General features: G+C 34.6%; 12 protein-coding genes and 1 riboswitch. Of the genes, 6 read left to right on the top strand and 6 right to left on the bottom strand.

Features of this window, described 5'->3' with window-relative positions; translation table 11 throughout:
- Positions 1 to 372 precede the first annotated feature (372 nt).
- Positions 373 to 1,125 carry an arylesterase gene (locus BLQ19_RS12535; protein ID WP_074538578.1) on the bottom strand — a complete coding sequence of 251 codons (753 nt, stop codon included), beginning with the start codon at positions 1,123 to 1,125 and terminating at the stop codon, positions 373 to 375.
- 26 nt (positions 1,126 to 1,151) lie between these two features.
- Here BLQ19_RS12535 and BLQ19_RS12530 point away from each other — a divergent pair, with 26 nt between their 5' ends.
- Together BLQ19_RS12530 and BLQ19_RS12525 are read left to right on the top strand one after the other, a co-directional pair.
- On the top strand, positions 1,152 to 1,841 hold the full coding sequence (locus tag BLQ19_RS12530; RefSeq protein ID WP_074538577.1) for an ABC transporter ATP-binding protein: 690 nt from the start codon (positions 1,152 to 1,154) through the stop codon (positions 1,839 to 1,841).
- Positions 1,842 to 1,888: 47 nt separating this feature from the next.
- Positions 1,889 to 4,384, top strand: a complete 2,496-nt coding sequence (locus BLQ19_RS12525; protein ID WP_074538576.1) for an ABC transporter permease — start codon at positions 1,889 to 1,891, stop codon at positions 4,382 to 4,384.
- Between the two features lie 546 nt (positions 4,385 to 4,930).
- On the opposite strand, the gene BLQ19_RS12515 is transcribed toward BLQ19_RS12525, so the two are convergent.
- Positions 4,931 to 6,991 (bottom strand): tetratricopeptide repeat-containing sensor histidine kinase, encoded by a 2,061-nt coding sequence (locus BLQ19_RS12515; protein WP_083332245.1) that lies wholly within the window; start codon positions 6,989 to 6,991, stop codon positions 4,931 to 4,933.
- 434 nt (positions 6,992 to 7,425) lie between these two features.
- Here BLQ19_RS12515 and BLQ19_RS12510 point away from each other — a divergent pair, with 434 nt between their 5' ends.
- Positions 7,426 to 8,757, top strand: a complete 1,332-nt coding sequence (locus BLQ19_RS12510) for a sensor histidine kinase (RefSeq protein WP_074538573.1) — start codon at positions 7,426 to 7,428, stop codon at positions 8,755 to 8,757.
- Between the two features lie 21 nt (positions 8,758 to 8,778).
- Here the strand turns inward: BLQ19_RS12510 and BLQ19_RS12505 are convergent, their stop codons facing one another.
- The 4 genes from BLQ19_RS12505 to BLQ19_RS12490 all read right to left on the bottom strand — a co-directional run bounded on the left by BLQ19_RS12505 (position 8,779) and on the right by BLQ19_RS12490 (position 14,188).
- On the bottom strand, positions 8,779 to 10,080 hold the full coding sequence (locus BLQ19_RS12505) for a Na+/H+ antiporter NhaC family protein (protein ID WP_074538572.1): 1,302 nt from the start codon (positions 10,078 to 10,080) through the stop codon (positions 8,779 to 8,781).
- Positions 10,081 to 10,126: 46 nt separating this feature from the next.
- Positions 10,127 to 10,224: riboswitch (SAM-I-IV-variant riboswitch) on the bottom strand.
- 242 nt (positions 10,225 to 10,466) lie between these two features.
- Positions 10,467 to 12,212, bottom strand: coding sequence for a thiamine pyrophosphate-dependent enzyme (locus BLQ19_RS12500; protein WP_052085149.1), 1,746 nt, complete (start codon positions 12,210 to 12,212; stop codon positions 10,467 to 10,469).
- Between the two features lie 151 nt (positions 12,213 to 12,363).
- Positions 12,364 to 12,780 (bottom strand): DUF6789 family protein, encoded by a 417-nt coding sequence (locus tag BLQ19_RS12495; protein ID WP_074538571.1) that lies wholly within the window; start codon positions 12,778 to 12,780, stop codon positions 12,364 to 12,366.
- A gap of 532 nt (positions 12,781 to 13,312) precedes the next feature.
- Positions 13,313 to 14,188, bottom strand: coding sequence for a putative outer membrane beta-barrel protein (locus BLQ19_RS12490; protein ID WP_029446648.1), 876 nt, complete (start codon positions 14,186 to 14,188; stop codon positions 13,313 to 13,315).
- A gap of 376 nt (positions 14,189 to 14,564) precedes the next feature.
- Here BLQ19_RS12490 and BLQ19_RS12485 point away from each other — a divergent pair, with 376 nt between their 5' ends.
- The 3 genes from BLQ19_RS12485 to BLQ19_RS12475 all read left to right on the top strand — a co-directional run bounded on the left by BLQ19_RS12485 (position 14,565) and on the right by BLQ19_RS12475 (position 20,994).
- Positions 14,565 to 17,606 carry a hypothetical protein gene (locus BLQ19_RS12485; protein ID WP_074538570.1) on the top strand — a complete coding sequence of 1,014 codons (3,042 nt, stop codon included), beginning with the start codon at positions 14,565 to 14,567 and terminating at the stop codon, positions 17,604 to 17,606.
- Entirely contained in the window at positions 17,596 to 19,224 is a 1,629-nt protein-coding gene (locus tag BLQ19_RS12480) for a hypothetical protein (RefSeq protein ID WP_074538569.1), read from the top strand. Before BLQ19_RS12485 ends, BLQ19_RS12480 begins: the two co-directional genes overlap by 11 nt.
- Before the next feature lie 255 nt (positions 19,225 to 19,479).
- The gene (locus BLQ19_RS12475; RefSeq protein WP_074538568.1) at positions 19,480 to 20,994 is read left to right on the top strand and encodes a reverse transcriptase family protein; all 1,515 of its coding nucleotides are present in this window, start codon (positions 19,480 to 19,482) and stop codon (positions 20,992 to 20,994) included.
- The last annotated feature ends 71 nt before the right edge of the window (positions 20,995 to 21,065 follow it).

Genomic DNA, 21,065 nt, shown 5'->3' with positions numbered 1-21,065 from the left:
CTCTCGCTAAATTTGCTGTTTTTCATTGTGACAGTTTGAATTTAAAGTTAGTAAATTCGAATTATAAACTGTCCTATTTTTAGGGAAGCCTACACTAGTCTTTTCAGTCTTTTAGATACTAATAATGATGAAACCGTTAGTTCATCAGAAGCTATAGGTTCTATTGCTGATAACTTTGGCGTACTGGATACAGACAACAGTGCTGGCCTGAGTCTTACGGAAATGGAAGGTATTCTTGCTTTATTGAAGTAAAGAAATAACAAAGTAATTAAAGTCCTTTCATTAAAAATGGAAGGATTTTTTTATAGCGAGCATATAGGTAGCTAAAGAGAAGGGGAGTCAAAATAGCCTATGAAATCTGAATGCTACAGGTTATTTTTGGGACTTCAATAATGGTAGTAATACATCCCAAACAGTATTTGCCAAAATTTTATGGCCTTGAATATTAGGGTGAATGCCATCCTTTTGATTTAGCGCCGCAATTCCTCCAACATCTTTTAAGATAAAAGGTATAAATTCTAAACTATTCTTCTCAGCTATATCTATAAATAGCTGTTTGAATTTAATGGTATACTCCAAACCTATATTTGGAGGTAGTTGCATTCCGGCAAGGATAATTGTTGTATTCGGACTTTTCTCTTTAACCACATCAATGATGGCCTGCAAATTAGCACTGGTTTCAGATAGCGCTACACCACGTAAACCATCATTAGCACCAAGTTCTAATAAAAATATGCTAGGTGTCTGTTTAATTACCCAATCAATTCTGCTTTTACCTCCAGCAGTGGTTTCGCCACTTACTCCAGAATTAATCACTGTATATGTTAAGCCCAAAGAATCTAACTTTTGTTGTAATATACCAGGGTAGGCATTGGCGGTATCATCAAGACCATAACCGGCTGTAATACTATCACCAAAACATAGAATAGTTTTGGTGGTGGCATCAGTAGCTAAGGTCTGTTCTGTTGCGGGAGTGGTACTTTCGATTTCTGTTGTTTTTTCTGTCTTGGCATCACCACAAGAGTAGAGTAAGACGACCAGTAGAATATAACAAAACTTTAGGAGTTTAGGCACTACTGATATTGGTAGATTTGAAAGCAATTGTTTATTTTGGGGCTTGGTCATAAGTCACGATCTAAATTAAATTTAAGATGTCAAAGATATTAAAGATTACCGGGTTGGAAAAAGCATACACTAGCGGTAACAAACAATTAACGGTATTGCACGATATCTTCTTAGAGGTAGAGAAGGGGCAAACTTTTTCTATTATTGGTCCTTCTGGAAGTGGGAAAACCACATTACTGGGTTTATGTGCAGGTTTAGATCAGCCTAATAAGGGTACTGTAGAATTATGTGGTCAAGATTTAAGTGCACTGAATGAAGACCAACGTGCGCAATTACGAAATAAAGAAGTTGGTTTTATTTTTCAAAACTTCCAGTTATTACCAACACTAACGGCACTTGAGAATGTAAGTGTTCCTCTAGAATTACAGGGAGCTAAAGATGCCAAAGAAAAGAGCGAAATTTTATTGGAAAAAGTAGGGTTAGGCAAGCGTATGTATCATTACCCCTCACAACTTTCTGGTGGCGAGCAACAGCGGGTAGCATTGGCGCGCGCTTTTGTAAACTCACCTTCCATATTATTTGCCGATGAACCCACGGGAAATTTAGATGAGGAAACTGGTGAAAAGGTGATTAATTTATTATTTGATCTCAATAAAGAACTAGGAACTACCTTGGTGATTATTTCTCATGATTTAGAATTAGCGAATCGTACACAACAAATTGTACGACTTAAAGGTGGAAAAATTATTGCAAATCAACTTACCACAGCACTGTGAACAGATCCAACACTAAAAATAAGTTACAAATAGCCTGGCTTTTTAAAATGGCATGGCGTGATGCCAAAGCAAGTAAAGTACGGCTTATTTTATTTATGTCATCCATTATTTTGGGTATTTCTGCTGTGGTATCCATACAGTTATTTAGCACCAACTTAAAGGACAACATACAGCGCCAATCTAAGAGCTTAATGGGGGCTGATTTTATTATAGATTCAAAACAAATACCTAGTGAACGGGCACAAACGATTATAGATTCGTTACAACCGGATGCCTATGAGGTAAATTTTGTCTCTATGATTACGTTTCCAAAAAGCGGCGGTACTAAATTGGTAAAAGTACGTGGTCTGGAAGGCGAATTTCCATTTTATGGGGAGATTGAAACAGAACCTACCGTTGCAGCAGATACATATCAGGAATCAGGAGGAGCCCTAGTTGATGCAACCTTATTACTTCAATTTAATGCGAAACCGGGAGATTCTATAAAAATTGGAAAACTAACATTGCCTATTTCCGGTGCATTGAAAGCGATTCCTGGAAGTACTGCCATTTCTACATCGGTAGCACCACTTGTTGTTATTCCCTATCGTTTTATAGCAACTACGGAATTATTGCAATTTGGAAGTAGAAAAGAATACCAATATTTCTACAAAGCGTCGGACACTTTAAATATGACAAATCTTGAAAGTAAAATCGGACCACAGCTCGACTTTGAAGATGCAGATTTAGATACCCATACGAGTACAACAAAACGTCTTGGTAGACGCTATGATAATTTAGGTAAGTTTTTAAACTTAGCGGCGTTTATAGCATTGCTCTTAGGATGTATTGGTATTGCGAGTTCTGTGCATATCTATATTAAAGAAAAATTAAGTGCCATCGCCGTATTGAAATGTATGGGCGCATCTAGACTGCAAAGTTTTTTAATATTTATCATTCAAATTGCTGGGATTGGAATTCTTGGAGGGCTTATAGGTTCCTTGATTGGAGCAGCGCTGCAGGAGATTTTTCCATACCTTTTAAAAGACTTCTTACCGTTTACTATAGAGATGAATTTATCGGCACAACCTATTTTTATGGGAGTGTTTCTAGGGTTATTTATGGCTGTTTTATTTGCACTTTTGTCATTGCTTCATACTTGGTACGTTTCACCATTGGAAGTGCTGCGTGTAGATGAGCAGGCCGTTAAAGAACCCGTTGGAATTAGGATTTTAGTATTTTCTATTATTCTAATATTTCTATTTTTATTTTCTTTCTGGTTGCTTCGTGATGCGCTCTACGCTCTGTTTTTTGTAGGGGCAACACTTCTTACCTTTGCTTTGTTAACGGGGGTAGCCTTAATTTTTATAAAAACAATAAAACGATTTTTTCCCAAACGATGGAGTTTTCCATTACGGCAGAGTTTACTCAATTTGTTTAGACCTAATAATCAGACCGTAGTTTTGGTGGTCGCGATTGGTTTGGGAACCTTTTTAATTAGCACCTTGTATTTTACCAAGGATATTCTACTGGCAAAAACGGAAGTAGGTCAGGGTACTGAAAATGCTAATATTATTGTACTAGATGTACAACCAGCACAGGTTGATGCCGTGGCACACAACATAAAATCTAAAGGCTTACCTATACTCAATAATATTCCATTGGTGACCATGCGGATGCATAGCATAAAAGGACAACCGGTAAACGTATTACGGCAAGATAGTACACGGCACGTGCGCGGTTGGATTTTAAACCACGAATTTAGAACTACGTATCGTGATTCTCTTGTCTCATCAGAAAAACTGGACAAAGGTAAGTGGACACCGCGAATAGCGTCAGGTGATCCAGTGCTTATTTCTATTTCAGATAATATTGCAGCTGATGCCAATATTACGGTTGGTGATGCTGTGGTGTTCAATGTACAAGGTGTTCTTATGGAAACTACAGTGGGGAGCATTCGAAAAGTAGATTGGACACAAATACAACTCAATTTTTCTATAGTATTTCCAGTAGGTGTGCTAGAACAGGCGCCACAGTTTAATGTCTTTACTACTAAAGCCCCCGATGAGGCAAGTTCAGCAGCTTTTCAACGTGATTTAGTGGCTGAATTTCCAAATGTTTCTATTATTGATCTAAGACAAGTTTTCACTGTAGTAGAAGATATATTGGATAAAGTTTCATGGGTTATTAATTTCATGGCATTTTTTAGTATTCTCACAGGAATTATCGTTTTGACTGGTTCTGTAAGAACTAGTAAATACCAGCGTATTAAAGAGAGCGTATTGCTTCGCACACTAGGAGCTAAAAACGCGCAGATTTTAAAAATTTCGGCTTTTGAATATGTCTTTTTAGGACTGCTCGGAAGTTTAGTCGGTATTTTATTGGCATTGGTAAGTAGCTTATGTTTGGCCGTATTTGTATTCAAAGAACCATTTGCACCCTCTGCAATTCCGTTTTTAGTCTTTTTACCCGGAATTACGTTGTTGGTTTTAGCGATTGGTTTAAGTAGTATACAAACGGTTCTAAGGAGTTCTCCTTTAGAAGTATTGCGTAGAGAAAGATAGATTTTGGTCTTTAAATTTTAAAACTTTGAGTTAAATCCCAAGTTAATAGTAAATAATGATTTGGGAGTTAGCGTTGAAAATCAAATAATTAAGTGTCCTGTAATTTGAACCATTAAAAAATAACTATGTTAAATATTTTATATTTATTTCAGATACCTATGGGTACTCGCAACCCGGATGACAATGGTCCTATTGATTTTTCAAGTCCGTTTGATGTCATGATGTATATTATCATGCCTGTACTAATGATTCTTCTTTATATTTTTTGGAGGCGAAATAAAAAAAAGAATGGAAATTAATTAGTTTTTATTTTCTGTGTTTTTTTGCATTTTTCAGTAGAACTGAGAGTACTCGAATCCAATACACACTATAATGAGTTGTAGCATTAGTATACAACGCTTATTGAAAAAATTAAGAGATCCAATGGAAGGTATAAACAATCCTTTCATTAGTTGCTCTCAAAGAGTTACTAGTGGCATCTAGACTAAGAATCATTGTTATAGGTAATAGTTTTAGAAGAAAATGATGCTTGTCTTATTAAATATATTAAACTGCCACGGTTGTTACGGTGGCTTTAGGCACTGTAAAGTAAATAGTGGTACCTTTATTTTGAATACTTGACACCCATAAGCTACCACCATTGCTTTCTACCATATCCTTACAGATAGAAAGTCCTAGACCAGTACCTTTTTCATTATGGGTGCCATAGGTAGAAGTAGCATGTTTTTTATCAAATAGTTTGGATTGGGTCTCCAAAGCCATTCCAACACCATTGTCCGTAATTTCTATTTGCAGTTCATTATTTTTTTCAATCATCGTAAGGATAATTTCACCTTTTTGATGGGTGAATTTGATAGCGTTGCTAATAAGGTTTCTTAAAATAATGTCTAGGTGATTTTTATCACTAAAACTAATGGTGTTTTTTGGAATATTATTTTGAATGCTAATTTCCTTTTTATTCGCAATAGGGATTAGGAGCAAAAGGGTAGAAGTAGCAATCAAATGAACATCAACATTTTCTTGTTTTAAGGTTATACCCTTCATTTGTGTTCTTGCCCAAACTAGAAGATTGTTGAGCATTTCAGAAATACCTTGAATGTTTTTCAACGCTTCCGGAAATAATTCATCATAGTCTTCCTGGCTGATACTTTCATCAGAAGACATTTTCATAAGACCATGAAAGGAGTTTATTGGGCCTTTAAGGTCATGAGCGATAATAGAGAAGAGTTTATCTTTAGTTTTATTAGATTCTTTGAGTTGTGCTTCACGCATTATCAAAGCATTTTGTTTCTCTTGTAAATTCTCGGTGTATTTTTTCTGAAGTTTATTAGTTCTATAAATCAGGATTAAAGTAAGGGTAACTACTAAGAGCGCCGCTCCGGCTAGATAGGCGTAATTTTTTTGTTTAGCAATGGCTTTATGCTGTTCTTCAATTAATGCTTTTTTCTGGTTTTCAAACTGCATCTTACTGCGCAGTACGCCGAGTCCCTTTCTAAATTTTTCTACTTGCCCTTTTTCATAGAGCTCCATATATTTTTGTTGATAGGAGTAGGCTAAACCATCGTCTCCTTTTTGATGAGCAACTTTAGATAAAATTAGATTGGCGTCTTTTACACTTTCAGCAATACTAAACTCGGTAGAAATTGCTAAGCCTTTTAAAGCATAATTTTCTGCTTCCGAAATATTTTTAAGTCCTAAATAACATTCCGCAATCCCGTTGTAAAGCAAAGTGTATCCGTAAGAAAAATCTATTTCATCACATAGTTGCTCTGATTTTTTGTACCAAAGTAAAGCCTCCTCATAGTTACTTTGCTTTAAGGCTATAGATCCTTTTTGCTCATAAGCATGAGAGATCCAGTCTTTTGTATTTTGTTTTAAAAAATAATCAAGGCTTTCATCTACCATGCGTTCTGCCTCTTTATAATTTCCTAAATCAGCGTATTCCGAAGCCATGTTTAGAAGGGTATAGGCCAGTATTTCTTTGTTTCCTAACTCTACGTTTAACTTTCTGGCAATCTCTAAAAAACTTAAAGAGGTCTCAAAATCTCCGTTCTCACTATATAAATTAGCAATATTTACGTTAAGGCTTACCATCATGTCTACATTTTTAACTTCGGTAGCCACGGTCAATGCTTCTAAAAATTTAGTTAGGGCGCTAGAAGAATCTCCTAGAAGCCAGTAATCAAGGCCCATATTGTTTAGCGCCTTCAGTTTCTCATTACTCAAATGGTAGGTATCTGCTACCTTCAAAGCCTTCATGTTGTAGTCATGAGCTTTATCGGTTTCTCCTTTTTCAAAGTAAAAATATCCGTAGGTAGATAGTGCTATACTCTCGCCGCTTCTGTAGTGCGTATCCAAACTTAGCTGGTAGGCTTCTTTCAGTAATAGTTCCGTACTATCGGCATTGCTTCGTATTTGAGATTTTGCCAGTTTAAGTAGTAAATCTATGTACTCTGGATTCTGGGGCGTAAAATTTACATTAGAACGGAGTTCCTCTATTTTAGTGCGGGTACTATTTTCTTCTTGTGCTGTAAGTATAGGCGCATAACACATGACGAAAATAATAGTGATGATGATACGCCTACAAAGGAAAGTGAAATAATCCATTACTTGTAATTTTAGAAAATGTACAAATACAAATGAATCTCACATAATTTTTGTTGTGAATGGAATAGTTTTGTTTGCCAGTGATCATTTCTTGTTTTTAAAATATCTAGAGGGGCTTAAGTTTCACAACTCAAGGACTTAAATACTTGTTTTTTTAGATAATCCTAATGCACTGTTTTGTTTAGAATAAAAACGATAACTTATTGTATATTAAGTAATTTTAATTTTCATGTTGATTTCTGACAGCCATTTTTTTGGGGATAAGGCATATTTAATTGCTGTAGTATAATGCTTACTTTTAGAAATTGTTGTGCCATTAAAATTTATTTACGTTCTTACAAATTCTTTTTATCCTCCTTAATTTTTTATATTGAGTAAGGAAAGAGTATTTTGGGGGAAAGAGCTATTTTTTATCTTAAATCTTTTAGAAACGAATGAAAAATCAACCACTAGAGACCAACAGTTCACTTTCAGGAAAGCAAGAAAGCGCAATTCTTCAAGAAGAAAAAGATAAGATTATTGAGCGCCAATTACGTTTTCAAAATCTATTGATTAGTATCTCTACGCAATATATCAACTCAGATTTATCAGATATAGATACCTTAATTAATGATTCGTTAAAGCAGATTGGTGAATTTGTTTCTTCTGATCGGAGTTATATTTTCTCGTATGATTTTGAAAATAGAACTTGCTCTAATACGTATGAATGGTGTTCGGAAGGTGTTGAACCCGAGATAGATAATCTGCAAAATATTCCTACGGACTATATCAATCAATGGCTTGAAGCACATCAAAACGGAGAGGCATTTTATGTAGAAGATGTAAGTCTTTTACCAGAAGATGGAGAACATGGATTGCGAGCGATATTGGAACCGCAAGGAATTAAAAGTTTAATCGTTATTCCGAAGATTAAAAACAATGAATTGATTGGTTTTGTTGGTTTTGATTCTGTTCAAAAAATAAATAAGTACACCGAGAATGAAAAAGAGATTCTTTTTGTTTTTGCCAATATGCTCGTAAATGTTATTCAACGAAAAGAGAACGAAGAACATATAAAAGCGCAGGAAGAAAAGAAAGAAGAATTACTAAAAAACTTATCTATACAGAATCAGGAATTGAGTGAATACGCGCATGTAGTATCACACGATTTAAAGGCACCGCTGATTAATATTCACACTTTAATAGGTTGGTTTATGGATGATCATAAGGAGACTTTGGGAGAAGAACTCTTGAATCCGTTAAACCAAGTTTTGTTTAATGTAGAACGAATGGATTTTCTAATTAAAGGAATATTAGATTATTCTACGATAGATAGAATGGAATCTCAAGATGCACAGATAGATTTTAATGTGATGTTGAAAGAAGTGCTAGAAACCATGCTTATTCCAGATACGACTACAATTAAAATTCAAGAAAACTTACCTACCCTCTTTGGCAATGCTTGGCGCTACAAGCAAATTTTTCAAAATTTAATTCAGAATGCCGTACGGTATAGTGATAAGGAACAGGGGAGTATTGAAGTCGGATTTGTAGAAAAGGGCGATTTTTATGAGTTTTTTGTAAAAGATAACGGCATTGGGATTAAGGCAGATTATTTTGAACGCATTTTTAAAATTTTCACCAAATTAGAAAGCACAGGATCTTCATCTGGAATAGGCCTTTCTATCGTGAAAAAAATAGTAACGTTTTGCAAAGGTTCTATCTGGTTAGAAAGCGAAGAAGGCGTAGGAACTACCTTTTACTTTACACTTCTAAAAACCAACTAGAAACGGAATAATCAAAAGTTCTTACGCTTTTCTCAAGGGCTTTAAAGTTATAAATGCTATAGTATATAAAAATAGTAATAGTAAATACCAAGTGTTTGATACTAGGTCTAGGTAATCTATTTTTCCTTTTGAGAAACTCAAAATCATTAATACTTGGGCGCCATACGGTAATAACCCCTGAATAATACAGGCAAATATATCTAAAATAGAAGCTGTTTTTTTAGGGTCTAAAGCATACTCATCATTTATAGTTTTAGCAATTGGGCCAGCAATAATGATAGATACCGTGTTATTGGCTATAGCCATATTAATAGTACTTACCAAGCCTGCTATTCCTAACTGTGCTGATTTTTTGTTTTTGATTAGTTTTTTGATGTTAACGAGTATAAAATCAATACCTCCATTTTTTTCTACTAATGCAGCCAACCCTCCCGTGAGCAAAGACAGTAAAAAGATCTCTGTCATATTGGTAAAACCAAGGTACGCAATTTTCGTGGAGGCTATCAAGGTAAAATCGCCATAAAAAATGCCTAGAAGTCCTGCAAAAATAGTACCTAACAATAAGGTGGCAAATACGTTTACGCCAACTATAGAAAGGATGATAACCAATACATAGGGGGCTATTTTAATGATTGAATAACTATAAATAATGTTTGCTGTTTCATCAGATTTTAGCCCTAATCCCTGAAAAACTAAGATAGCAATGGTAAACAAGGCAGCAGGAACTGCAATTTTAATATTCTGTTTAAATTTATCACTCATTTTGCAGGCTAGAGATTGTGTTGCGGCTATGGTGGTATCAGAGATTACGGATAAGTTGTCTCCAAACATACTCCCTCCTAATAATGCCCCACACAAAATGGCTAAATCTGCACTACTTTTATCTACAAAACCTACAACAATGGGAGCTAAGGCCACAATAGCTCCTACAGAAGTTCCAGTAGAAACCGATAAAAAGCTAGCGATAATAAAGATGCCCACATAGATATATTGAAGTGCAATATAATCTAATCCAAGGTTTACAATGGCATCTACACTACCTGTTTCATTGGTAATTGCGGCAAATGCACCCGCCAATAAATAGATAAGGCACATGGTCAATATTTTATCATCTCCACAACCTTTGAGTAAGGTATTTATTTTGGAATCTATAGATTGTTTAAACAGAACAAAAGCAACGATAATACCCACAATAACGGCAATGGGAGCCGGCAGCGCATAGAAATCATTTTGATAGATGCCCACGCCTAAAAATGTAAAAACAAATACGAATAGGGGAATTAATGCTGAAAATTTAGGAATACGTTCTTTTTTCTGTGCCATCTGATCTTATATTTAAAAAAAGAAATAGCAGCAATAAATAGAAATATGAATTAACATTGGTTCCAAGTAATTGGCTTATCTCTTTAGCACCTTGCTCGTTATTGCAGGTTGCTATCTCTTTTTTTGAGATTCTTGATAATTATTTTAAGGCGGCAAATTTAGGGTATAAAAGCAGAACTACCTCTTAAAAAAAGTTAATTCTTAAGACTATTTTCCAGGAAATTTTGCTACTATTTTATTTATAGGCTAAATAGGAATTTTAGATAAACCATCAAAACAGCTAGTAAAATTAAAGATCAAGCAAACCAATTTCGGCTTATTTGATCTTTGATTAGTAATTGGGTGTAGACTTATAACAAATCTAACAAGTGCTACTTTAAAAGTAACTAGTCAAAATAAGATTGTAGTTCTTTTTTTATATTCTCCCATTGTGATTTATCTCCGGTAATGACTTGTGCTACCTCTTTAACTTTCGCTGTACCAAATCCTATGGCTTGTTTGAGTCCAATATGTGGGGGTAATGATAACTCTCCACTGCTCACTACGGCATCTATAATAAAAGGTTTTGTACTATTTTTTGCTTGCTGTATGGCAGCGCCAATATCTTTAGCATGTTCTACACGTACCCCGTCGCCGCCGCATAGCTTAGCATAGTCTGCAAAATTAACATTGGTTTCATGCAAGGCATCTAAGCTTGCCGCTAAACCTACTTCTTCCATTTCTAATTTTACAAAACTAAGTTCGGAATTATTAAAGATTAGGATTTTAACAGGAAGCTTATATCTAACCGCAGTAATAAAATCTTGCATCGCCATATTAAAAGCACCGTCACCACTAAGGCACCAAATTTCTTTCTCAGGATGCGCTAATTGCGCTCCAATAGCAGATGGTAGGCCAACTGCCATAGAACCATGATTAAAAGAACCAATAAGGCGTCTTTGTTGGTTAAACGATATATGATGTGCAGCCCAAATTGCTGATGTTCCCGTTTCTACGGTAAAGATGGCATCATCCGCGGCATATTCATTTACAAAACCAGCAAATATCTGTGGGTGTAAAGGCTCGTTCTCACGTGTCGGAGAAGCCTGTTCTTTCATGTTTTCTTTCCAACCGAGAAAGCTTTTTCTTAGTTTATCAAGAAATGAGGTATCGTCTTTCTGGTGTATCTTAGGATTTAGTAAAGTTAAAAATGAAGAAATATCACTCCAAACTCCTAAAGAAACAGCGGTTCTATTTCCTATATTTTCCTGTCGAATGTCTACCTGAATAGTTTTTGTATCATGAGGTAAAAAATCAATGTATGGAAAATCGGTTCCTAGCATCAATAATAAATCGCATTTCATTACGGCATTGTAACCAGAAGGATTCCCGATTAAACCCGTAAGTCCCACTACATTTTCTGTATCGTGATCAAAAATGTCACTAGCACGTAAACTGTGTGTGATAGGGGCGTTCAATTTTTTTGAAAGGGTCAGTACTGCTTCTCTACTTTCTCTACATCCGTCACCGGCCAAAATACCGATGGTTTTGGCGGTATTTAAAAGTGCAGCAGCTTCAGAAACAGTTTCCTCATTGGGAACCAAACGAGAAGCATATGTTTGTATAGGGTGAATAAATTGCTGATTTTCGGCTTTCATTTCTGCCACATTTGCTGGCAATTCTATTCTGCAAACCGTATTATTGGCCAAGGCTATTTTAATAGCCCGTTGAATAATCATAGGTGCTTGCTCTGGTGTTTTAATAATCGCCTGATATTCACACACATCATCAAATACCTTTTTCAAATCTACCTCTTGAAAAAAGCTAGTTCCTTGTTGTCGTTGATCTATTTGCCCCGTGATAGCAATGAGTGGGGTGCGTTCCTTTTTGGCGTTGTATAAGCCATTAATTAAGTGTAACGCTCCAGGACCTACCGTTCCTGCACATACCCCTAATCTTCCGGTGGTCTGGCTTTGACCAAAGGCAGCAAAAGAGGCATTACCTTCGTGTTTCATTCCTATCCAATCTACGCTATCGCGCTCTTCTATTGCTTTTACAAAAAAGTTCAAGGCATCACCAGTCACACCATATACATGTTCTACGCCGACGCTTTCTAGGATATCTAATAATTGTTCTGATACATTTTTAGACATAATTATAATTTTTAAAGATTCTGTTTTTTTTAAAAGTCTCTATAGCACGTATATTGCCATAAGATTACTCATCAATTGATTATTTTAGGGTTGTGCCTACCTTATAGTAATCCGTTGCTATAAAACACCTTACTGCTATGTAAAAGTTTATTTATTTTCCAATGACTCTTGCCGTAACCATACCAAATACAATGTGACCAATAGTCATAGCAACTAATCTCATAGGCATTGAGCCATCCATCGGAGGCATTTCAAATAACATCCCCATCACTTTTATCCCTATTTGGGCTAGCACTAGGGCTACAATACCAAAGGCAATTCCTTTTAGCCAGATATTCGTTATAGATATGTTGGGTGCGAAAACATACCCGTATAATAGGGCGAAAGTAATTCCCATAATAAAGTGTAATATCCACCCTATTGTAATAGAAACACTCATGGCGCCTGCTAATAGTTTCCAAGGTGCCATTTCTGGCATTCCAATGTTTGGAGCCATAATCATAATAATAGTCATTAAGACGGTTCCTAAAATTCCTGCTAATACATATTTTGTAAATTGATGATTCATTTTTCTCGTGGTTTTAACTTGATGTGACTGTTCGTTAGTGAGAATCTTATAGGATTAAGATTCCCTACTAATTTTAAAAGGGTATGCTATAACTTACTAAGATGCAAGGTAGGGGGGAGTTTTACGCTTTATTACTTCATACCATTTGATTTTTGCCGTATATGTTTTAGAGTATTTATGGGGTATTGAAAATTTGTTTTCTAAACACATCGCTTTAAATAGCAATTTGGTACTGAAAAATCGGATTTGAAATTAAGGCGTAGGAATGATGGTTTGAGCTATAAACCTTGCTTTACTATTAATTCCGTTTAAGCTTGTGTGCTTGATAATAATTTCAAGAAAGAGATTCCAAAAATCATAGAGAGCGGAGAGTTTAAGAATAGAGGAAAGGAAAGAGAGGCTTAATTTATCTATATAAGAAACAATAAGCTTTTGTAAGAATGCTAGGGTAATGTGCTTGTTGGTAAAATAAAAAAACCTGCGCTTTAGAAAAGGCAGGTTTTTATGACAATACTTAATATGAAGTATGTTGTTATTCTTTAGCAGCCGAAGGCTTGAATTTGTACGTAATACCAAAATTAATTCCAAAAGAAGAATAAGGTACCTTTTGCGATAATCTTTTAGTAGTATCTGTATCACTACTTGATAAGTTATCTACGTACGTTGTTTTTTTGTTGGTGCCATCAGGTAGGTTGTCTATAGAAAATACACCAGCAGCAGCAACAGTTCCATCAGGTAAAACAATATCCGTATTAAATTCTGAAATCTCAGAATCTTTACGCTTTAAGCTAATCCCATAATATTCTGCTTCAGCAAAAAGGCTAAGGTTAGGACTTAATTCATAGTTATATCCAAGAGCAGCTACTAAACCGATTGGAAAATGTCCGTGAAAATCTTCTTTATAGTTTGTTTCTGAATAGGATCCAGATGGTAAATTTTGTGCTTCAGCCTCCTGATCAGTAAATACTGCTTTGTTATACACTACAGCTTCTGTTTTACCAGCTACCTTAAACAAACCACCTATACGTCCAAAAACATTATTATTAAACTTATAAACCAATGAAGCAGATCCTCCAAAAGCACGCGCTCTAGCAATGGCGTTTACTTGTTGACTTGTAGAATTTACTACCGTAACATCTTGGTCAGATCCATGTAAGTATCCTAAACTTACGTCTGCTCCGAAAGTATCATTAAAAAAATACGTACCTCTTATTTGAAAATTTACACCTTCACCGTAACTTCCGTAAGAGTTCTCAACATTTGCTCCTGTCTCAGAAACAGTAGTTATTTCTCCTAATTTCATTCCGGCACTACCTACTGCATATCCTGTACTGGCAGAAACTTGAAATTGGCTGTACGCTGAACTTGTCATTATAAGCGCGGTAAGCGCTATAAAAATATGTTTCATAATATTTGATTTTAGTTATTAAATTAATTTAAAGTGTTGTTTTTTTTGTTTAATCGTCGGTAAATATACTTGTTTTTGCTTGTTGCAATAGTTAAAATCCGTGTAAGAATTAGTTTACTTTACAAAGTTTTAACTTTTTTTAAAACTATCTGTTTATCGTTCAATTACTTAGAGCTTTTGTTTCTAAAGATGAGGGCAAATAGTAAATGTTAAATTGGGGAGGAAAGGGGGGTAAATACTGATTTATGTACATCAAGTTTACAGTATATAGAAAATTAGTTGTGTTATTTATAGCTTTTTTTATTCATTTACTCGTTCAAATCCGTTGATAGTTTCTTAGAGTTTTATATATTTAAAAACTAAAAATGTTTATAGGTTGAAATTAGTAAAACAAAAGAAACTCTATTTTTCTGAAGGAAAATCGGACAAAGTTTATGAAGTAGATCTCTGTGAAAATCAAGATTTATTTGTAGTAAACTTCAGGTACGGGAGGCGAGGAGCACAGTTACGGGAAGGTACCAAAACTGTTTTTCCGGTAGCTTATGACGAAGCTTATAAAATTTTTAATGCGCTTATTGATAGTAAAGAAAAAAAAGGATACTCCGATACGCTACTGGAAGTATCGGCTGAAACGGCTAAGATTCCAAGTTCTTCTGTAAATACGATTAGAGAAGAAACTATCTTAAAAAATTTGCAACAAGCTTTAAACCAGACATATACAAGGAACTGGAAGGTATCGCGAATTATTTTAAGAGCAGGAACCTTAAAAATGGTTACTGCTTCAGATGTAATTGCTCAATTTTTATCAGCTACGGATGAATTTCAACAACATAACACCATAACAGTATTAGCATCATTTGGAAATACTACATATACCCAAAAAATTTTAGAAGTATTTAAACAACATACTTTCAAAACAATAGCGGGTAGAGCAGCATGTGCATATATTTTAAAGTACGGAAATACTGTAGACCAACAAGTTATACACACAGAAGTTTCTAAGTATATTTCTGAGGATCAGATTCATTCTTTACCCATGCAATATATTAGCGAGAATACCGTGGATGCTTCTCTGTTATATTATGCGTATGTTTTCGCTAATAAGAATGAGGCCTTACGCCACAAGATATACCAGCTATTAGACAAAATAAGTTTAGAGGTTAATGTATTTAAGTCTATAAGATACATCTATAGAACAGTACAAATTACAAATGATATTTCATTCTTTGCGTTACTTTCCAAGCGTATAGCCGTAAGTAAACCGGGATATGCATCAGACTATATTTACAGCAACGATTCATGGGTACTAGCAATAGATGAAAAGAAGAAAGAGAATCCTTCTATAGCCTTTTCAGCTAAGACAAAAAATTATTTTAATAAGGCCACCTATAAGAAAGTATATGAAATAAGCACAGAAAATACAGATGCCTATATCAAATATGCTACAGAAACGCTATGTGCGCTTAATGACGAGGATGATGGCGCAAAACAAGAAGTTCAATATGCCTACAATTATGACTCTTATACGGGTCGTTATACTTCGGAGAAAAGAATTTTTCCTAAATACCATGACTACCTAGCTTTAATGTACATTTTGTACGGGAACTCATCAAGAGTACAGCATTTAAAAAATAAATGGTATTATGTAGATGAAATTCAATCAGATAGCCCCAGAGAAGAAGCGCTATCTAGTGTATGGGATACAAAACCAGATGATGTAATAAACATTTTAGCTAATGCTAAAAGTACGATTGCGGTAGATTTTTCATTGCGAATTATAAAAGAAAATGCACATTTTTTAGATACAATTGACGATGATTTGATAGCGAAGTTGGTAAGTCATTATCATCCGAAGGTGTTAGATTTAATACTTGATATTTTAGAAAACAAGTACAGAATAGTGCAACCAGAGGAAACTGTTTTATTGGCTCTTTTAAAATCTGATAATGAAAAAGCAATCGAACTAGGATTGGGTTGGTTAAAAACCTACGAACGTAATTATTTTGATAACAGCCATTTTATACCCGCTTTATTACTTAGTAATGCTATTGAAGTAATCACTTATTTGAAAAGCTTATTTCAATACAATCTTCCTTGTAATCATCCTATTCAAATTGCGTCCTTACAACCCCTGTTTGACCCTATAAATAGTTTTAACAAAGATTTTTTAATTGCGGTTAATGAGCTGATTGGTGAGTCGGAATTTGGCAAACTCTTAAAGGAAACACCTTCTTATAAAATTGCAGAATTATCTAATTCTAATCTAACAACTAATAAATTATTTGCACTCAATCTGGCAAAATATAATAGTGTACCCGCCTATGAGTTATTTAAAGACTCGTTCGAGGAGTACATTAATTCAGATGAAGCAACCCTACGAAAAGCAGGAATTGCATTGTTAGCTCATTTTCCAGATGATTTTTTATTAGCGAATAAACAAGATATTGTAGGGTTTTTATTTTCTGAATTTCAGGAAGTCAGAGAAGCTATTCAGCCTACTATTGAACGATTAGTAAACTTAGACCATGCCTTTAAAGCTAATTTATTGCACCAATTATTACAAGTTCTAACAGAGGCAGAAACGTACCAAGGGGTGCATCAGAATTGTTATGAGTTACTGATTAAGTATTTCGAAAGAGATTTGTCGTCTTTATCCAAAGCGCATATTATGACGCTTATAGGATCAAAATATGAGAGTGCTCAGAATTTAGGAACTCCAATTTTTGAAAAAAACATCAGCCTTTCTAGCTTAACGATGTTAGAATTGGTACAATTAGCACATAGTGATGTCTATTTAATTAGGGCAAAATTATATAATTTTTTCAAGGATAATACAGCCCGTGTAAATTATGAGTTAGAAGACGCATTACATATTTTTAATACAGAATGGCAAGATGTTATAGATTGGGCTTGTACGTATTTTGAGGAACATATAGAAGCAAAAAACTGGACGGTAGAAATGCTTTTATATGCCTGTGATCATGTGAAACAAGATGTTCAGGCTTTTGGAATGAAAATGGTCACGAAACATTTTTCAGAAGATAAAGGTTTGCGATTACTGGAAAAACTGCAGGAACACCCTACAGAACGTATGCAGTTTTTTGTTACTAATTATTTAGAAGGATATGCTAAAGATAAGCATGAAGTAATTTTAGCCTTAGAAAATTACTTTAAAACCAGTTTATTCCGGATCAATTCAAACAGAGCAGCAAAAACAAGAATTTACGCATTCTTAGAACAAGAGGCGCTAAAAAATGAAGAAGTCGCGGTTATGACAGTGCGTATTATCAGTGCTATTTTAGGTACTAAAACATTGAGAGATAAAAGCAGAAGTATAGATGTTTTATTGGCCATAGCAGTACAATATCCAACTATAGAAGTTCCACTCTTAATCCATGATTTAAGTAATGAAATTTAATTATAAATATAGTGGCACCAGCAGTATAGTTAACGGAACTTCGTCTACAGGGGTGAGTTTTGCACCAGATATTTTACGAGAGCCTACATATTTTGTGGGCAGTTTAGATAAAAAACTGCCTTTTAGAGAAGCAATTTCAGCTTTGCATGAAGTAGTAGTAGCAGATTTTAATTTTCAACCCAAAGATAATTCTGAATATTTAGCGTGGTTAAAAAATGAAGAAACAAATTGGATAGCAGAAGCCTCGGCAGAATTGCCTAAGATAAAATATGAGATTAGACAATTACAAGGACAATTAAAAGGATTGCGCGAACAACGAGAAGAGATTACTAGACCTTACTATAAATCTCAAAAGGAATATTTTAAATATATCTATACAAGAGACTATGCTGCATGGTTAGTATTAGATCCTGTAATTACGGTGCACCCAGATCAAGTTTTCTTTGAGTGCTTTAGTAAAGACGAATCGGTCTATGGAAAATTATCATGTGGTCTTGATGTATTCAATAACATCAACGAGTTTAAATGTGGAACTACCAACATTGACTATTCGCAAAAACTTTATAATGAATTTCAGAAAATTAGAACTTATAAAGACACAGAATTTAAAATAGATCCTAAAGGTTTTGATGTTCAAACTTCAGGTGAAGAATCGTATAGAGAGGTGAAAATTGATTTACCAGATAGTTGGGTTCGTGGTTTCTTACAAGTAAGCTCTGCGATGACAAGTGACAAGGTCTCTTTTGATTTGCACCCTATAGATATTGCTAATTTTATTGCTGTATTAAAACGAAATAAAGAAAAAAAAGGGCCTAGGGCGATTAAGTATATTTTAAAACCAGGACAACCTATTCTTGCTGTCTTTGAGCCTTGGAATATAGAGGTAGCTTGTTTGCAGTCTATCTATACTGGCAATGAAGCTAAAGAAATTAGAGTTTGGGGAAGAAGAAGAATTCAATTATTAGAACGCTTATTACCCATAACAGGAAAATTTACGGTGCATTTATTAGGAACCGGAATGCCTTCTTTTTACATAGCTCATTTGGCTAACGACATGTATTTTACCTTAGGTCTTTCTGGTTGGACTGCTAATGATTGGTCTCAAGCCACGCAACTAGATTTATTAGCACCTAGAGGTAAAGTTCCAGCAACCACAATGCAAAGTATTTATTTAGAATTAAGAAAAGATTGGTTGAATACGGAAAAAGGGATTGCCACTAAACTAAACTTAGACGTACAAACCGTAAAACAGTCTTTAGAAACTTTTACACAAGCGGGTAAGGTTATTTATGATTTAAAAAACGAGGTGTATAGGGTTAGAGAATTAAAACGCGAAGGTATTGATCTTGAAGAATTACGCTTTTCTAGTTCCACGGATAAAGAAGCCTACCAATTAATGGAAAATGGTGAAGTTCGTAATTTAAAATCCGAAGTTCAAAATGATAAAATAGAAGTTACTGCCGTAGTGAGTAATAGCTTCAAAACAACGGTAGTGATTAATAAAGATTTACAGATTACAGATGGTAAGTGTAATTGCAATTATTATTACATGAATAAGATGACAAAAGGCCCTTGTGAGCATATTTTAGCAACAAGAATAAGCTTTGATAAAAAATAATTAATATATTTAAACTTTGGTAGCAATAAGATAAAAACCTTGCATTTTGATTGGTGGATCGCCAATCTTGTTTACAGACAATGAACGCGTCACTGACTCGAACTTAACTTGTGAAATAGGTACTAGTGTACCATTTCCGGTTAGACTTCTATGAAGTGAAATAGTACACTAGTACCTATTTCACTGGAGTTGTTCAATTCAGTCTTTAGAGTCGTACGAAGGGAAAAAATACATCTTATTTGCTACCTTTTTTTTATGAGTAATTCAACAGAAAGAAGACAGGAAATCTACGATAAAATTAGACAGTCGTCTAAACAAGAGTACATCATTTCAGAAATGAAACGATTGGGTTTTTGGGGAGAAGATAATGTTGATTTTGATAAAGTTGATAGGTTTTTCAAAAAGGAAAGCGAGCTTTCTAAGCAACTCCATGACTTATTAAAGAAAGAAAAGTCTGTAGAGGATACAGAAGCATTTATTGCCGCAAAGCACATAGAGCGCAAACGAATTTCTAAAGAAAAGCAGAAAGAAACCAAAGAGAAAAGGGCTTTAGAACGTATAGAAAAAGCTAAGCGCTGGCAGCTCTTAAAGAATGAAGATATTATTTATTTGGGTGAAGGGTATTCACATCAATTAAACGATAAAAATACAGCTACAGATCTTCTAAAAGCTCAAGGGTTACCCGTTTTAGAATCAGCTAATGATATTGCCAAGGCTATGAAAATTAGCTTAGGAGAATTGCGGTTTCTAGCCTATTCTCGTAAAAACTCAAAAACAAGTCATTATAAACGCTTTAAAGTAGCCAAAAAATCTGGAGGGCATAGATTAATTTCAGCCCCGATGCCCCGTCTAAAAAAAGCACAACACTATATCTTAGAGCATATTTTAAATAAAATAACCATGCACCCAAAGGCACATGGCTGTGTCTTAGAAAAATCAATACTTTCTAATGCTTTACCTCATGTGAATAAAGATGTGGTTATCAATCAAGATTTAAAAAATTTCTTTCCATCCATTACCTATACAAGAATCAAAGGCGTATTTAAAGCAATGGGTTATTCAGAACAAGTATCCATACTATTTGCATTACTCTGTTCAGAGCCAAAAATCTTAGATATTTCTTTATTAGGCGAGCATTATTTTGCGCAACAAGGTCATCGTTTTTTACCGCAAGGTTCGCCTTGTAGCCCGGCTATCACTAATATTATTTGTAAGAAAATGGATTATCGTTTGGATGGTTTAGGAGCTAAATACGGCTTTACATACTCAAGATATGTAGATGATATCACCTTTTCAGGAGACAAAAATCAATTTTCAAAAATTACAGCACTTTTAAAATATTCAAAGAAAATAGTAACTAGTGAAAACTTTACGTTACATCCAGATAAATTAAGGATTATGAAACGCCATCAACGGCAAGAGGTAACGGGCGTTGTTGTAAACGAAAAGCCCAATATTAACAAAGCCTCTTTAAAACGGTTTAGAGCCTTAATATATCAAATAGAAAAAGATGGTATCAAAGGTAAAACATGGAATGGCGGAGCTAATGTACTGGCAGAAATAGACGGGTATGCTAATTTTATTTTTCAAATAGATCAAGAGAAAGGCAGGGGCTTCAAAGAACGTGTAGCAAAAATATTAGCACAACATAATTATATAGAAAAACATATTGTTACTTATGCAAAAGAAAAGGTTGTAGTGGCGACCAGCAGTGATGCAAAACCAAAAGACACCTTCTTAAAAAAGCTATTTTCTATATTCAAAAAATAAGCAATTTTTTAAGCGTTAGTTTTTCGATTTGATTGAGCTACCGATAAATCTAAGCATAAAGCCAAAATTTA

The organism is Cellulophaga baltica (assembly GCF_900102165.1).
GTDB classification, from domain to species: domain Bacteria; phylum Bacteroidota; class Bacteroidia; order Flavobacteriales; family Flavobacteriaceae; genus Cellulophaga; species Cellulophaga baltica.
This window is presented reverse-complemented; position numbering and strand designations above follow the sequence as displayed.